Below are 15,051 nucleotides of genomic sequence, written 5' to 3' on the forward strand. Positions count from 1 at the left end.
CTTCGGCTGGCCGCCGTACAGGAACACGGCGCGTCGCTCGTTGCGCCGACGCCGACTTGTCGTCAGGATCATCACGTGCCCGAGACCATGCACCGCCTGCTGCGGGAGATCCAGACCGCCGAGCCGTCGGTCGCGGCCGAGGCGATGGCTCGGACGCACATCACCCACGGACTGTCGGTCGAACCGACGGACGCCGAGTTCGTGTTCGAGGAGCGCGTCCGCGGCACGGCACTGCTGTCGCTCGAGTCGACCCGCTGCACCGGGGTCCTGAGCGGCACGATCGAGCCCGGCGACGCGATGATGATCTTCTGGATGAAGTCCGGCGTCGCGCAGCTCGACGAGAACACCGTGAAGATCGGCCGGCCGACGCTCTTCCGCCAGGGGCCACAGCGCTTCCGCTGGATCGCCTGCAACAAGGACGTCCTGCGGATCGACCGCTCGATCGTCGAACAGGTCGCGGCCGAGCGCGGCGACTGGGCCCCGGGGCCCATCGAGTTCCGTCCGCGGCACGTCCCCGAGGGCGCCCCGCTCGCTGCCTGGTGGCTCATGGTGCGGTCCATCGCACAAGAGGTCCTGGCCGGACCGGACGCCGTCCCGATCGAACGCGAGCGGGAGCTCGCGCGCTTCGCCGCCGGCGGTCTGCTCACCGCGATCCCGCACTGGCCGGTCGGGCAGCACGAGCCGGTCATGGCCTCCACCGCCCGCTTCGCCCGCGCCGAGACCTTCCTGCTCGAGCACGCCACCGAGCAGATCACCGTCGACGACGTCGCCGAGGCCGCCGGCCTGAGCGTGCGCGGCGTGCAGGCGGCGTTCCAGCGGCACCACGGCATCACCCCGACCATGTACCTGCGTCGCATCCGGCTGCTGCTCGCGCGCGAACAGCTCGAGTCGGGCGACGGCCGGAGCATCGCCGAGATCGCCCGGGCCACCGGGTTCGCGCACCTCGGCCGGTTCGCGGGGAGCTACCGCGAGGAGTTCGGCGAGCTGCCACGGCAGACGGCGTCCACCGCGCGCGACGGCGCCCGCGCCTAGCGAGCAGCCGCGCGGGCCCGCAAGAATCCCGCAACCGCCCGCCGTCCGGCCGATCGCCGACGATCGTCGCCCTACGTTTGCGCTGCACGGACACGCAGCCACGACGACTGGAGACCCCATGGCCGGCTCAGCAGCACCACCCGTCCCGACCACGGCCGTCCCGCCGACGACCGATCCGTCGACGTTCGGCCGTCGGCTCGTCGAGGACGCCTCCTACGCCCGAGAACACTTCGTCTTCACCGCGCTGCTCGGATCCCCGCTGCTGCCCCGGATCGTCCGGCGGCTGCTGCTCCGTGCCGCCGGGGCACGCGCCGAGTCCGGTGTGGGGACCGGGTTCTCGCTGACGGGTGACCCGAAGCACCTCACGATCGGCCGGGGTGTCTTCTGCAACCGGAACGTGACCGTCGAGGCCGTCGCCCCCGTGACCATCGGGGCGAACACCGCGATCGGGATGCAGGTGCTCATCATGACGAGCCACCACGAGATCGACGCCCAGGGCCGGTGGAGCGACGTCGCGACCGGCCGCCCGGTGGTCGTCGAGGAGCACGTCTGGATCGGCGGCCGCGCCACGATCCTGCCCGGCGCCCACATCGAGCACGACGTCGTGGTCGCCGCCGGCGCCGTGGTCGTCGGCCGCCTGGCGGCGCACGGCGTCTACGCCGGCGTCCCCGCAAAGCGCATCCGTGAGCTCGCCCCGTCCGCGCGACCGCCGGTGGTGGACCCCGCCGTGTGACGGCCGGTGGTGGACCCCGCCGCGTGACGGCCGGGAGGCCCGTGGCGGCGCCGCCACGCGCCTCCCGTCCGGCGTCGGTGCCGCTTCGAAGACGCCGGCGTCCCGCTGCGACGCCGCCCCGCCGTCGAGACGCCGCCGAAAGTGGAGGCGTCTCGACGACCTGGCGGCGCCGAACGAAGACGACGGCGTCTCCTTCCGCGGGGACGCGCACTCTGCCAGCATGATCACGACGCGGGCGACGGCGCCCGCGCAGGACGAGGGAGACCGTCATGACCGTTCGCCTCAACCCCTACCTCGGGTTCCGGAGCGGCGCCCGCGAAGCGCTCGAGTTCTACCACTCGGTCTTCGGCGGCACGCTCACCATCGGCACGTTCGGTGAAGCCGGCATGAGCCAGGACCCCGCCGACGCCGACAAGGTGATGCACGGCCAGCTCGACGGCGACGAGGGCCTGCTCCTGATGGCCTCGGACGCACCGTCCGGCATGCCGACGCCGGCCGAGAGCAGCATCTCGCTGTCGCTCAGCGGTGACGACCACGAGCTGCTGACGCGCTGGTGGAACGGCCTCGCGCAGGGCGCGACGATCATCGAACCACTCACCACCGCGCCGTGGGGTGACACCTTCGGCATGCTGACCGACCGCCACGGGGTGTCGTGGCTCGTCAACATCAGCGGCGCGACGAGCTGAGCGGCACCGAACCCACGCGTGCCGGCACCGGCCACCGCGGCACCCAGCACCGGACCTGCTCGGCGTAGCGGCGGAAGTCGTCGCCGAACCGTTCCTCCAGGTCGGATTCCTCGAGCGGACGGACGACGCAGTTCCAGACCACAGAACCGGCCACCGCGTAGACGACGACCAGCCACGACGACAGCAGCAGCCCGACGGCGACGCCCTGCGTGATGCCGGCCAGTGCCATCGGGTTCCGCACCGACCGGTACGGCCCGGCGACCACCAGGCGGTTCGCGGTGGCCGAGGGCAGCGGCGTGCCCTCGCCCTTCGTCGACATCGCCGCTGCCGACGCGATGCCGAGCGCGCTGGCCAGCAGGAGCACGACCACACCGACGACGGTGAGGGCAGTGACGAAGGGTGCCGGCAGCTGCGGGTGGAGGCCCCAGCGGTGCTCGGCGAACGCGATGAGCAGGGGGAACACCCCGAGGAACAGGCCCCAGAAGACGACGATCTGCAGCACGGTCGCGGTGACGTGCCGGGAGCGCGGGGCGCTGGCGTCGGCGGTGCGGATCCGCAGCGGACCGCTCGTCACCCACTCCGTCGGGATGCGTCCGAGCAGCACCAGGGCGAGGGCGAGGGCCGAGCCGATCGTGGCGGCGAGCATGACGAGCACGCCCCAGCCGGCCTCGCCGGTCACGGTTGCCCAGACGCTCAGCGCGACCAGCACCAGGACGGTCCACACCGTCGTGACCACCGCGGCGGCCCGGACACCGGCGGCGGCGAGCGCCGAGCCGACGACGAACAGCGGGACGTCGAACACGGCGACGAGCACCGGGTCGAGTGAGCCGAGCGTCGCCGTGCGGACCCACGGCAGCGTCGCGACGGCGATCCACCAGGCTGCTCCGCCGACGGCTTGCAGCGCGTAGTACCGCCGGCCCCAGGACATGGGTGCACGGTAGCAGTGCGCGGCGAGGGGCCGGGCCGGGGGCGCCCTCGCTCCCGCTGGGGGGTCAGCTGGTGTGGTTGATCTGTCCGAGCCAGCGACCGAAGGACGGGGTGCGCTCGTCGTGCAGGCTGGGCAGGACGGGCTTCGGCAGGCAGGCGCGCTCGTCGGTGACGGTTCCGGCGCCGGTGCTCTTCTGGAGGTCGAGGCTCATGGTGGGCTCCTTCGTGGTCGGTGGAGTGTTCGACACCGGGCGGGGCCGTTCCATTCCCATCTGACCCGCCCCGCCCTGCGCAGTCGTCCAGCACCGCCGGGTTTGCTCGACCGCATGAGCGAGCACGACGACGAGCAGACCCGAGCCGACTTCGACGACGCGGTGAACATGACCGCCACCGAGTTGCGGAAGTGGCTCGACACCGACGAGTCGAAGTCCGTCGGGCAGAAGCCCTCGGGCGGTGGCGAGTCGACCGGGCACGAGAGCGGCCGGCACATCATCCGCATCCTCGAGACGCACAAGGCCGACCGCACCGACGACGACCTGGCGCACATGCGGAAGGTCGTCGGCTACGTCGCCCGGCACTCGGAGCAGCGGCCCGACGGCGACGTGCACGACACCCCCTGGCGGTACTCGCTCATGAACTGGGGCCACGACCCGGAGAAGCACTGACGGCATCGGGCAGAATGGGGGGCGTGAACGAGACGGGCATGCCGCGCTTCCGACGGATCTGGTCGACCGTGCAGGTCGGTGTCCTCGCGATCGCCGTCGCGTTCTGCGTCGTGATGCTCGTGATCGGGCAGGGCAAGCTCGACCGGGTCTACGCGGTCGCCGCGGTGTTCTTCGGACTCGCCCTGGTCGGGCACAGCACCTACCTGTGGCTCGTCGCCCGGGCGAACCGCCGTCCCTGACGCGCTTCTGCCTCGGCGATCGCGGCTAACCGTTCTGGTGGACCCGCAGCCAGTCGACGGTCATCTGCTGCGGGAACCGTGTCGAGGCGTCGGGCGAACCCGGCCAGTTCCCGCCGACCGCCACGTTGAGGATCACGAAGAACGGCTTGTCGAACACCCACGGGGCCGAGCCGACGTCGGCCCGGGTGACCGTCCGGTACGCGACGCCGTCGACCGTCCAGGTGATCGAGCCGGGGCGCCAGTCGACCCCGTACACGTGGAAGTCGTCGGCGAACGCTGCTCCGGACGGGTTCGTGTACGCAGCCGAGATGCCCTGCGCGCCGGAGTACCCGGGCCCGTGCACCGTGCCGTGCACGATTCCCGGCTCGTACCCGACGTTCTCCATGACGTCGATCTCCCCGCACGCCGGCCAGCCGACCTGCCCGATGTCCGCGCCGAGCATCCAGAACGCCGGCCAGATGCCCTGGCCGCGGGGGATGCGGATCCGCGCCTCGATGCGGCCGTACTGCGCGGTGTAGGTGCTCTCGGACTTCAGCCGGGCCGATGAGTACGAGCCGTCGGCCTCGCGGTGTGCGGTGATCACGAGGTTGCCGGCACCGTCGAGCGCCGCGTTCCGCCGCGAGTCCGTGTAGGTCTGCAGCTCGGCGTTGCCCCAGCCGCCAGCACCCAGGTCGTACCGCCAGATCCCGGGGTTCGGCGCGCTGCCGGTCGGGCCGTCGAACTCGTCGGCGGCGAGCAGCACGGGCGCAGCGGTCGGCGCCGCAGCTCCGGTCTCGGCCTGTGCCGAGCCATCCGGGATCGCCGTCGCGCCGAGGGCGGTCGTCGCGGCGCCGGCGAGTCCGAGCGCCATGAAGCGCCGTCGATCGATGTGCTGGTCCATGTCGTGCTCCCTGCAGCGCGATGGTGGTGTGGTCGTCGGATCATGCACCATCCGGCCGCACCTGAACAGGCCCGGATCCCGCTTCGTCCGCGGGACGCACCCGTCAGCCGAAGCGCATCGCGAGCGGCACGAGCAGGCCCGCGACCCAGACGAGCACCATCACGAGGGCGCCGACCGCGATGAGCCGTCGGCGCCGCCGCAGCTTCGGGCTCCGCTCCTCGCCCCACATCTGTGCACGGACCAGCACCCGGTTCGCCTGCTCGACGACCTTCCGCACCTCGGGGTCGTCGACGTCGAGGACACCGGCGCGGGCGTGCTCGGCGATGACCGCGGCTTCGTCGACGGTCAGGTCGTCCTTGCGCATGCTCCATCTTCGCACCGCGTGCAGGGGTACGACCCGGCTGTGCGGGAACGGACCACGGCCGGGTACCAAGGACACATGGGACATCGGTACCGCGGGAAGATCGTCGTCATCACCGGAGCATCGAGCGGCATCGGGAGGGCCGCCGCACACGAGTTCGCCCGGCAGGGCGCCACGCTCGTGCTCGCCGCACGCGGGCACGACTCGCTCGAGGCCGCAGCAGCCGAGTGCCGGAAGCTCGGCGCCGAGGCGATCGCGATCCCGACCGACGTCGCCGACGAGCACCAGGTCAAGGACCTCATCGCCACCGTGACGACCCGCTTCGGTCGCATCGACGTGTTCGTCGGCAACGCGGCCCTGTTCGTCTACGGCCTGTTCGAGCAGACCCCCACCGAGGCGTTCAAGCGCGTCGTCGACACGAACCTGTACGGGCACCTCAACGCCATCACGCACCTGCTGCCGCACTGGAAGCAGCGCGGGAAGGGCACCTACGTGCTCGTCGGCTCGATCCAGTCGCTGCTCTCGGCGCCGTACCAGTCGGCGTACGTGACGAGCAAGCACGCGGCGCTCGGCCTGGTCGACGTCCTCGGTGACGAGTTCGCGGGCACCGGCATCAAGTTCACCGCCCTGCTGCCGTCCACGATCGACACCCCGATCTACCAGAACGGCGCCAACTACACCGGCAAGACCTCGCACCCGCTGCCGCCCACCGTCTCGGTCGAGCGAGCCGGACGTGCCGTCGTGCAGGCCGCCACGCACCCCAAGCGCTACCGCTTCGTCGGACGCATCCAGGCATCGCTCGTGCCGCTGCAGTACGTGTTCCCGGGCCTGTTCCACAAGATCACGAAGCCGATGGTGGAGACGTTCGCGCTCCGTGGCAAGGGCGCCCCGACCGACGGGAACCTCTACGCCCCCGCCGACGCCGCGAACGCGACGGACGGCGGCTGGGTGGCGAAGCGACGGCGCGTCACGCGCCCCCTCGTCTGGCTCGGCGTCGCCGCTGCCGGCGCGGCGGTCGTGCTCGGCCGCTCGCGTCGGTAGACGCACCCGCGGACGGACGGGAGGCCCGGTGCCAGCTGGCACCGGGCCTCCCGTCCGTCCGTGCGTGCGTGCGTCCACAGCCGGGCGTACCTGCCCGAACCGGGCGTACCTGGCGAAATCGGGCGTACCTGCCGTGTTCTTCTTGGCAGGTACGCCCGATCTCGCCAGGTATCGCAGTCGTTCTGGGAAGGAACGGGCGGCTAGAAGAGCCTCGCGCTCGCGCGCCGGGCACCCTCGCCGAGGGCCTCGAGCTTCGCCGCGGCGATCTGCGGGTGCACGCGACCGCCGAGGCCGCAGTCCGTGCCGGCGATGACGCGCTCACGCCCGACGACCGAGGCGAACCGCTCGATGCGCTGCGCGACGAGGTCGGGGTGCTCGACGACGTTCGTGGCGTGGCCGACGACGCCCGGGACGATGACCTTGCCCTCGGGCAGGGTGACGTCCTGCCAGACGGTCCACTCGTGCTCGTGGCGGGCGTTCGCGGCCTCGAACGAGTACGCGCCGGCGTCGATCTCGAGCATCAGGTCGACGATGTGGCGGAGTTCGATGTCGGTCGTGTGCGGGCCGTGCCAGGAGCCCCAGCACAGGTGGAAGCGCACGCGGCTGGTGTCGAGGCCCTCGAGCGCGTGGTTGAGCGCCTCGACGCGGATGCGGGTGAAGGCGCGGTAGTCCTCGAGGCTCGGCTCTGGGTTGATCTGGTCCCAGTTCTCGGCGATCGAGGGGTCGTCGATCTGCAGCACGAGGCCCGCGTCGAGGATGATCCGGTACTCCTCGCGCAGCGCGTCGGCCCAGGCCCAGATGTGCTCTTCGTCGGTGGCGTAGTACTCGTTCGCGACCCGGGCCGCGGAGCCGGGGGAGAGCGCCGTGATGAAGCCGTTCTCGGCACCGGCCGCTTCGACGGCGTGCTTGAGGTTGGCGGCGTCGGTGCGTGCGGCCTCGTGGCCGGTGTAGGTGATCGGACCGGTCGTGGTCGGGAACGCGGTGGCGTTCTTGCCGGTGCCGATGCCCGACTCGGGGTCGGTGTAGGCGTCGTGGAAGATCGTCCAGTCGCGGCGGTCCGGGAAGCTCGTGAGCCGGACGTTCCCCGGGGTGGACCGGACCGGCTGCTGCGAGAAGATGTTCTCGTCGGTCAGGCTCAGGCCGCTGACACGCTGGAACGAGTAGCCCCACCACGCGCCGTAGTCGACGCTGTTCGACATCGCCTTGCCGAACTCGCCGTCACCGGGCTGCGTGATGCCCAGCGCGGTCTGCCGTGCGACGACGTCGTCGACGGCCGCGCTCGTCAGGGCACGGACCTCGTCGGTGGTCTCGAGCGTGAAGCCGTCGGCGGCCACGGGCCGTGCGGCGTTCGCGGCGATGAGCTCGGGGGTGCGGGGGAGCGATCCGGCGGTGGTGGCCTGGATGCGGTCGGTGTTCTCGAAGGGCATGCGCTGCCTTCCTCTCGATGGGTGCGGACTGTCGGGAGTCGGGGGCCGCGCGCGAGGCTTCGCGGTGCGCTGCAGTGCCACTCTGCCACGAGGGATCGGGCCCGTTACGTTCCGCGACTGTGGCTGCGTGCGGACGCCGAACGACAGGGGCGATGTCGTACGACACCGACTCCGTCGCTCGTTGCGCGCGCGGACGGTTGCAGGCGCGTGCGAACGACAGGGTCGATGTCGTACGACGTCGACGGTGTCGTTCCGCATCGGCCCGGACCGCCCGCCCCGCGCGCGCCCCGGCCCGCCGCGCCGCCGACGCACGGCGACACGATCGTCGCGCCACCGGGCCACGCGTCGTACGGTCGAACCATGAGCACGACGACCCCGACGAGCGACACCACGACGACCCCGACGCCCCCGGCCGCACCGACCTTCGCCGGAGCGTGGACCGCCTGGCACGACGACCACGAGCAGGCCCGGGCGAGCGAACACGGGTTCCTCGCGATCACGAGCATCCGCTGGCTCACCGCCACGCCGGAACGGTTCGAGGACGCCCCGGGCAGCTGGTCGACGGACGAGGACGGCCCGGTGGTCGCACTGGCCGACGACGAGACGATCGAGGTCGACGGACAGCCGGTCACCGGGACGCACCGGTTCGGCCCGCTGCCGGAGCGCTCGAGCACGAACGTGGTGTGGCACGACGGCGACGAGACCGTGGTGATCGAGATCGCCCGGCGCGGCGGCAGTGACCTGCTGCGCCCGCGGCACCCGTCGAACCCGACTCGCGTCGAGTACCAGGGCACCCCGGCGTACGCCCCTGCTGAGCGCTTCGTCGTGGACGCGCACTTCGAGCCGTTCGACACCCCGCGTGAGGTCACCGTCGGCAGCGTCGTCGACGGCCTGCTGCACGTGTACGAGGCCCGCGGCGTCCTGACGTTCGACCTCGACGGGCCACGGTCGCTCCTGGCGTTCAACGGGCACGCCGGCGGCCTGCACGTGCTGTTCACCGACCGCACGAGCGGGGTCACGACGTACGCGGCGAACCGGAGTCTCGACATCGCCGCACCGGATGCCGACGGTGCCACCCGCATCGACTTCAACCGGGCGACGAACCTGCCGTGCGCGTACACCCCGCACGCGACCTGCCCGCTGCCGCCCGCCGAGAACCGGCTCGACGTGGCGATCGAGGCGGGCGAGCAACTCCCCGCAGCCTGACCGCGGAGCACACACGGCCCGCGGGCATGCACGGCCCCGGGCGCGCACCGGCGCAGCCGACCCGTCCACGAGAATGGGGGAGCCATGCCACGACCCACCTCCCGCATCCCGCTCAACACCCTCGCCGTCCCGTTCGGCCTCGCCGGCTTCGCCGAGACGTGGTCGTACGCCGCCCCCGTGCTGCACCTGCCCGCCGTGGTGCCGCAGGTGTTCTGGGCGATCGCGGCCGTCGCGTGGGTGTGGCTGCTCGGTGCACACGCCGTCCGGGGCGCACGCGTCAGCGAACGGCTCGTCGACCAGCTCCGCCACCCGGCGCAGGGGCCGATCGCCGCGCTCGTGCCCGCGACCGCGATGCTGCTCGGCGTCGACCTCGCGCGGTTCGCCCCCGTCGCCGGGCAGGTCGTCGTGCTCGCCGCCGTGGCCACCGCGGCCGGGTTCGCCGCCTGGCTGCTGAGCACCTGGTTCGAGGGCAGGCTCGCCCTGGAGTCCGTGCACGGCGGCTACCTGCTGCCGACCGTCGCCGCGGCCCTGGTCGCCTCGGTGGCCACGCACGAGGTCGGCGTCGGCTGGCTGTCCTGGCCGGCCCTCGGCGTCGGCGTGTTCTTCTGGGGCGTCATGACCGGCCTGCTGCTCATCCGGCTGGCGTTCCGGCCGGCGCTGCCGGGGCCGCTCGTGCCGACGATGGCGATCCTGGTCGCGCCGCCGGCGGTCGCCACCCTGTCGGTGTTCGCCCTCACCGACGGAGCGGTCACCCTGCCCGTGCAGGCCATCGCGGGCCTCGGCGTCCTGATGGTCCTCGTGCAGCTGGCCCTGCTGCCGCGGTACGTCCGCCTGCCGTTCTCGCTCGGGTTCTGGTCGTTCGTGTTCCCGGCAGCCGCGGTCGCCACCGCCGCGGTGGAGTGGTTCCGGGCACTCGCGCTGCCGTCCGCCTGGATCCCCACCACCGCGTTGCTGGCGCTGCTGAGCGTGCTCGTCGCGGTCGTCGGTGCCCGCTCGATCGGCCTCGCCGTGCACCACCTGCTCGGGCAGGCCGAGCGGACCCTGCACGACGCCGACGACGAGGACGCCGCCCCCGGCCCCGTGACGGGCGCGACCCGCGTGGTCTGACGAGCGCGGCGGTCGGGCCGCGCAGGCGGCGGACGGGAGGCCCGTGGCGGCCGCGCCCCGCGCCTCCCGTCAGGTCGCGGGGACGCGTCTCCAGCCGCTGGTCGCCCGCCAGGCGGGCGCGTCGAAGTGGAACACGCTGCCCATGCCGGGCTGGTCGAGGGCGCGCGTGATCGGGACGCCGCGCAGGTGGGCCAGGAGCAGCGCGCCGACCGCACCGTGCGACACGATCGTGACGTCGCCGGTGGCGCAGTGCCGGCGGGCGGCCGCAACGATGCGCTCCTGGGCGTCGATCGCCCGCTCCCAGCCGCGGACCGACTGCTCGGGTTCGGCGAAGAACGCGTCGACGACGGCCTCGAACTCGGACGGTGGCAGGTAGCCGGTCGCGCTCCGGTCGATCTCGCCCAGCAGCGGGTCGTGCTCGACCGACAGCCCGACGGCACCGGCGAGCAGGTCGGCGGTCTCGACGGCCTTGCGCTCGGTGCTCGAGACGATCCGCCGGGAGCCCGGTGTCCACGCGAGCCGGTGTGCGGCGGCGGCCCGGACGCGTCCCTCGGGCGACAGCCCCCACGACTCGATCGGGACCGCGGGGTCGACCACCACTTCAGCGTGGGTCAGGAACGACGAGACCATCCGGCGATCCTCGCACGGTGCGAGGCGCGCCCCGGCCCCGTCTGGTGCGAGGTTGCCCACTCCGTGCCCGGTCTACTCCGACGCACGGAGTGGACAACCTCGCACCGAGCGACGCCCCGCCGCCCGCGACGCCCCCCCGCCGCGCGTCACACGGCGACACCGTCGGTCACGTTCCGCAACACCGCTTCGCCGCCCGGCCGAACCGTCCTAGCGTCGCCCCATGACCGTGCCCGACCGCATCACCCTCGTCACCGCGCTGCAGGGCGCCGGCTGGCACCCCGCCGCCTGGCGCGCCGCCGGCCCGGCAGCGCAGCGCCTCACGAGCCTCCGGCACTGGCGGGAGGTCGTCGTCGAGCAGGACCGGCTCGGTGTCGACGCCGTCACCCTCGAGGACTCGTTCACCGCCGGCCACACCGACCCCGACGGCGACCTCGACACGTCGACCGTCGTCGGCCGCCTCGACGCCCTCCTGGTCGCGAGCGCGGTCGCCCCTGCGACCCGCGCGATCGGTCTGGTGCCGACCGTCTCGGTCACGCACACCGAACCGTTCCACGTCGCCACGGGCCTCCAGACCCTCGACCACGTCTCGCTCGGGCGAGCCGGGTGGCGGATCCAGGTGAGCCCGACGACCCGCGAGGCCGCGCTGTTCGGCCGCCGCCCCGGCGGCGACGACGCGGCCACGCTGTTCGACGAGGCCCGCGAGGCCGCCGAGGTCGTCTCCCGCCTCTGGGACAGCTGGGACGACGACGCGATCATCCGCGACGTCACGACCGGCCGTTTCATCGACCGCGACCGCATCCACGAAGCGGCGTTCTCCGGTTCGTTCGTCTCGGTGCACGGCGCGTCGATCGTGCCGCGGTCGCCGCAGGGGCGCCCGCCGGTGTTCGCGCTCGCGCACCGCTCCGACGCGGCGGCGTTCGCGGTGGACGCCGCGGACGTCGTGCTGGTCACGCCCGGCTTCGACGGCCTGGAGGATCGGGGTGCGCTGGCACTCGTCCGTGACGCCGAGCAGGCGGCCGGGTCTGACCTCCGTCGTCCGGTCCTCGCGGACCTCGCGGTGCTCATCGGGTCGTCGCCGGCAGCCGCCGCCGACGAGCTCGCCGCGCTCGACGCGGCAGCGGGCGCCCCGTACGCCGTCGGCTCGGGGGCGGACACGTCCGTCCTCGCGACGACGGTGCCGGACCTGGTGACACGGATCGGGGACCTGCGGGCACTCGGGTACGCCGGCGTCCGGGTCCGGCCGCTGCGCATCCCGATCGACTCGACCGCCATCGCGCGGCAGCTCGTCCCGGCGCTCGTCACCGCGGGGCTCCGCGCCGACGTGGCGTCCCGTCCCACCGCCGACCTGCGCACGCGGCTCGGCATCGCGCCGGCGGTCAGCCGGTACGCGCGTCCTGCCGTCACCGGTGCCGGTGTCGGTGTCGGTTCCGTCTCTTCGGGGGTCTCAGCATGAGCGCCAAGCGTCAGGTCCACCTCGCCGCCCACTTCCCGGGCGTCAACAACACCACCGTCTGGAGCGACGACCGCGCTGAGAGCCAGATCGCGTTCTCGTCGTTCGAGCACTTCGCCCGGAACGCCGAGCGGGGGTGCTTCGACTTCCTGTTCCTGGCCGAGGGGCTGCGGCTGCGCGAGCAGAAGGGCCGGGTCCACGACCTCGACGTCGTCGGGCGCCCGAACACCCTCGCGGTCCTGGCCGCCCTGGCCGGGGTCACCGACCACATCGGTCTGGTCGGCACCCTGCAGACGACGTTCAACGAGCCTGTGGAGCTCGCGAAGCAGCTCGCCACGCTCGACCACCTGACCGACGGTCGTGCCGGGTGGAACGTCGTGACGAGCTCGGACGCGTTCCACGGCGCGAACTTCCGCCGCGGCGGGTTCCTCGACCACGCCGACCGGTACACGCGGGCCGCGGAGTTCGTGGAGCTGTCGCGTGAGCTCTGGGACTCGTGGGAGTCGGACGCGATCGTGGCGAACGGGTCGGGTGCCGCCGGGGCCCTGGCCACCGGCGCCTTCGCCGACCGCTCCCGCATCCACGACGTCGACCACCACGGCCCGCAGTTCGACGTGACCGGCACGTTCCCGGTCCCGCGCAGCCCCCAGCGACACCCGGTGATCGTGCAGGCCGGCGACTCCGACGAGGGCCGCGACCTCGCCGCCGGGCACGCCGAGGTGGTCTTCTCGCTGCACACCGAGTTCGACGACGCGCAGGCGTTCTACCGCGACGTGACCGAGCGACTCGAACGGGTCGGCCGGTCGAAGGACGAGCTGCTGATCCTGCCCGGCGCGACGTTCGTGCTCGGCGACACGGCGGACGAGGCCGAGGAACGTTCCCGGGCGATCCGCCGTGCCCAGGTCAGTCCGGCGACCGCGATCGCGTTCCTCGAGCAGGTGTGGAACCGCGACCTGTCGTCGTACGACGTCGACGGGCCGTTGCCCGCGATCGAGCCGGACCTCGAGGGCGCCGACATCACCCGTGGCCGCGTCCGTCACACCCGCGACGTGCCCGCACTGGTGCAGTCGTGGCGTGACCTCGCCGCGGCCGAACACCTGTCGATCCGTGACCTGGTCATCCGGGTCTCGACCCGCGGCGGGTTCGTCGGGACGCCCGCACACATCGCCGCCGAGATCGACCGGTACGTGCAGGAGCGCGCCACCGACGGGTTCGTCGTCGTGCCGCACACCAACCCGTACGGGCTCGACGAGTTCGTCGACCGGGTCGTCCCGCTGCTGCAGGAGCGCGGCGTGTACCGGCAGTCGTACGACGAGGGTGCGACGCTCCGCCAGACGCTCGACCTGCCCGGACGGGTCCTCGACCGGCAGCGGGTGCTCGCATGAGCCGGGTCCCGCTCTCCGTCCTCGACCTCGTGCCGGTGAGCAGCGGGTCGACCTCGGCCCAGGCCCTGGCGAACACGGTCGACCTGGCCGTCGCCGCGGAACGTGCCGGGTACGCCCGCTACTGGCTCGCCGAGCACCACCTCAACCCCGGTGTGGCCGGCAGTGCGCCGACGATCGTCATCGGTGCGGTCGCCGCAGCAACCTCGACCATCCGGGTCGGCAGCGCCGCGACCCTGGTCGGCAACGTCCGCGGGCTGCAGATCGCCGAGACCTTCGGCACGCTCGCCGCGCTGTACGGACCGCGCATCGACCTCGGGCTCGGCCGCTCAGGAGCACCAGCACCGGGCACCCCGAAGCCGCCGTCGCTCGCCCCGCGGACCGACCAGGTCATCGACGGCCTGCTCGTCCCCGCGCCGTTCGAGTTCCGCATCGCGCCGGGCAGCCGGTTCGCCCTGCAGGGGGAGCTGCTCGGCCGGGTGCCGGGCGACGTCGACCGGTTCGCGGGCGAACTCGACCTGATCCGCGGCCTGTTCGCGGGCACGTGGTCGCGGGACGGTGCGGTGATCGAGGCCCCACCGGCCGCGGGTGCCGCCGTCGAGCTGTGGATCCACGGCTCCACCGGCGGCGAGAGTGCCCGGATCGCCGGCGCGCTCGGCCTGCCGTACGGGGCGAACTACCACACGTCGCCGGGCGCCGTCCTGGCGTCGGTGCAGGCCTACCGTGACGCGTTCCGCCCGGGCGTGCTCGACGCGCCGCACGTCATCGTGTCGGCCGACGTGCTCGTGGCGCCGACCGCGGCCGAGGCAGACGAGCTCGGGAACGGGTACGCCCAGTGGGTGCACTCGATCCGCTCCGGCGTCGGGGCGATCGAGTACCCCACCCCGGGCCAGGCTCGGGAGCTGCGGCTCCCCGCTGAGGCCGAGGCGTCGGTGGCGGACCGGCTCGCGACGAGGTTCGTCGGCGACCCGGCGCACGTCGCGGACCGGCTCGAGACGCTCCGGCGGGTCACGGGCGCGGACGAGTTGCTCGTCACCACGATCGCGCACGACCACGAGGCCCGGGTGCGCTCCTACGAGCTGCTCGCCGCGGAGTGGGCCCGGCGCGCCGACGTGCGGGAGCCGGCCGCCGCCGCGCGCTGACCGACGCGGAACGACTCCGTCGCTGTCGTCCGACAGCGACGGAGTCGTTCGTGCGCGCAGCGCACGGTGCGGGACCGCGCAGCGCACGGTGCGGGACCGGGCACGGGGTGCGGAGTCGGGCACGGGGTGCGGAGCCGGGCACG

At 73.0% G+C, this 15,051-nt stretch carries 17 protein-coding genes; 11 read left to right on the forward strand and 6 right to left on the reverse strand.

Translation table 11 applies throughout. The annotated features are described in order from the left end of the window. Positions 1-75 precede the first annotated feature (75 nt). The 3 genes from DEI96_RS08305 (at position 76) to DEI96_RS08315 (ending at position 2,451) form a co-directional block, all read left to right on the forward strand. Complete coding sequence (locus DEI96_RS08305) at positions 76-1,032, forward strand: AraC family transcriptional regulator (protein WP_181440501.1); 957 nt, start codon at positions 76-78, stop codon at positions 1,030-1,032. A gap of 118 nt (positions 1,033-1,150) precedes the next feature. Beyond that, positions 1,151-1,765, forward strand: coding sequence for a DapH/DapD/GlmU-related protein (locus tag DEI96_RS08310; RefSeq protein ID WP_111022944.1), 615 nt, complete (start codon positions 1,151-1,153; stop codon positions 1,763-1,765). A 269-nt stretch (positions 1,766-2,034) separates the two neighbouring features. Further along, a complete protein-coding gene (locus tag DEI96_RS08315) occupies positions 2,035-2,451 on the forward strand; it encodes a VOC family protein (protein ID WP_111022943.1) in 417 nt (138 codons plus the stop codon). Here the strand turns inward: DEI96_RS08315 and DEI96_RS08320 are convergent. Both DEI96_RS08320 and DEI96_RS08325 read right to left on the reverse strand, forming a co-directional pair. Continuing rightward, complete coding sequence (locus tag DEI96_RS08320) at positions 2,432-3,379, reverse strand: methyltransferase family protein (RefSeq protein WP_111022942.1); 948 nt, start codon at positions 3,377-3,379, stop codon at positions 2,432-2,434. The two genes, DEI96_RS08315 and DEI96_RS08320, sit on opposite strands and share 20 nt — an antisense overlap. 64 nt (positions 3,380-3,443) lie before the next feature. After that, entirely contained in the window at positions 3,444-3,590 is a 147-nt protein-coding gene (locus DEI96_RS08325; protein ID WP_181440500.1) for a hypothetical protein, read from the reverse strand. Positions 3,591-3,704: 114 nt separating this feature from the next. On the opposite strand from DEI96_RS08325, the gene DEI96_RS08330 reads away from it, so the two are divergent. Continuing rightward, positions 3,705-4,043, forward strand: a complete 339-nt coding sequence (locus DEI96_RS08330) for a DUF3140 domain-containing protein (RefSeq protein WP_111022940.1) — start codon at positions 3,705-3,707, stop codon at positions 4,041-4,043. A gap of 23 nt (positions 4,044-4,066) precedes the next feature. Beyond that, positions 4,067-4,282 carry a hypothetical protein gene (locus tag DEI96_RS08335; protein ID WP_138803199.1) on the forward strand — a complete coding sequence of 72 codons (216 nt, stop codon included), beginning with the start codon at positions 4,067-4,069 and terminating at the stop codon, positions 4,280-4,282. 25 nt (positions 4,283-4,307) lie between these two features. Here the strand turns inward: DEI96_RS08335 and DEI96_RS08340 are convergent, their stop codons facing one another. Both DEI96_RS08340 and DEI96_RS08345 read right to left on the reverse strand, forming a co-directional pair. Beyond that, the gene (locus DEI96_RS08340; protein WP_111023016.1) at positions 4,308-5,162 is read right to left on the reverse strand and encodes a glycoside hydrolase family 16 protein; all 855 of its coding nucleotides are present in this window, start codon (positions 5,160-5,162) and stop codon (positions 4,308-4,310) included. Between the two features lie 103 nt (positions 5,163-5,265). Further along, positions 5,266-5,526, reverse strand: a complete 261-nt coding sequence (locus DEI96_RS08345; protein WP_071405277.1) for a hypothetical protein — start codon at positions 5,524-5,526, stop codon at positions 5,266-5,268. A gap of 75 nt (positions 5,527-5,601) precedes the next feature. On the opposite strand from DEI96_RS08345, the gene DEI96_RS08350 reads away from it, so the two are divergent. Next, complete coding sequence (locus DEI96_RS08350) at positions 5,602-6,564, forward strand: SDR family NAD(P)-dependent oxidoreductase (protein WP_181440499.1); 963 nt, start codon at positions 5,602-5,604, stop codon at positions 6,562-6,564. A 200-nt stretch (positions 6,565-6,764) separates the two neighbouring features. Here DEI96_RS08350 and DEI96_RS08355 read toward each other — a convergent pair whose 3' ends face one another. Continuing rightward, positions 6,765-7,991 (reverse strand): cobalamin-independent methionine synthase II family protein, encoded by a 1,227-nt coding sequence (locus DEI96_RS08355; protein WP_111022938.1) that lies wholly within the window; start codon positions 7,989-7,991, stop codon positions 6,765-6,767. A 360-nt stretch (positions 7,992-8,351) separates the two neighbouring features. Between DEI96_RS08355 and DEI96_RS08360 the strand changes: the two genes are divergently transcribed. Together DEI96_RS08360 and DEI96_RS08365 are read left to right on the forward strand one after the other, a co-directional pair. Further along, the gene (locus DEI96_RS08360) at positions 8,352-9,197 is read left to right on the forward strand and encodes a DUF1684 domain-containing protein (RefSeq protein WP_111023015.1); all 846 of its coding nucleotides are present in this window, start codon (positions 8,352-8,354) and stop codon (positions 9,195-9,197) included. Between the two features lie 84 nt (positions 9,198-9,281). Further along, positions 9,282-10,304 carry an SLAC1 family transporter gene (locus DEI96_RS08365; protein ID WP_111022937.1) on the forward strand — a complete coding sequence of 341 codons (1,023 nt, stop codon included), beginning with the start codon at positions 9,282-9,284 and terminating at the stop codon, positions 10,302-10,304. Positions 10,305-10,373: 69 nt separating this feature from the next. Here DEI96_RS08365 and DEI96_RS08370 read toward each other — a convergent pair whose 3' ends face one another. Next, positions 10,374-10,934 carry a histidine phosphatase family protein gene (locus DEI96_RS08370; RefSeq protein WP_111022936.1) on the reverse strand — a complete coding sequence of 187 codons (561 nt, stop codon included), beginning with the start codon at positions 10,932-10,934 and terminating at the stop codon, positions 10,374-10,376. Between the two features lie 220 nt (positions 10,935-11,154). On the opposite strand from DEI96_RS08370, the gene DEI96_RS08375 reads away from it, so the two are divergent. Genes DEI96_RS08375 through DEI96_RS08385 form a run of 3 tightly spaced genes read left to right on the forward strand, consistent with a single transcriptional unit; the run spans position 11,155 to position 14,908 of the window. Next, entirely contained in the window at positions 11,155-12,387 is a 1,233-nt protein-coding gene (locus DEI96_RS08375) for an LLM class flavin-dependent oxidoreductase (RefSeq protein WP_111022935.1), read from the forward strand. Continuing rightward, positions 12,384-13,769: an NtaA/DmoA family FMN-dependent monooxygenase gene (locus DEI96_RS08380; protein WP_111022934.1), complete on the forward strand. Its 1,386-nt coding sequence runs from the start codon at positions 12,384-12,386 to the stop codon at positions 13,767-13,769. Before DEI96_RS08375 ends, DEI96_RS08380 begins: the two co-directional genes overlap by 4 nt. Continuing rightward, positions 13,766-14,908: an LLM class flavin-dependent oxidoreductase gene (locus tag DEI96_RS08385; protein ID WP_111022933.1), complete on the forward strand. Its 1,143-nt coding sequence runs from the start codon at positions 13,766-13,768 to the stop codon at positions 14,906-14,908. Before DEI96_RS08380 ends, DEI96_RS08385 begins: the two co-directional genes overlap by 4 nt. The last annotated feature ends 143 nt before the right edge of the window (positions 14,909-15,051 follow it).

This window comes from Curtobacterium sp. MCLR17_031 (assembly GCF_003234775.2).
Taxonomy (GTDB): domain Bacteria; phylum Actinomycetota; class Actinomycetes; order Actinomycetales; family Microbacteriaceae; genus Curtobacterium; species Curtobacterium flaccumfaciens.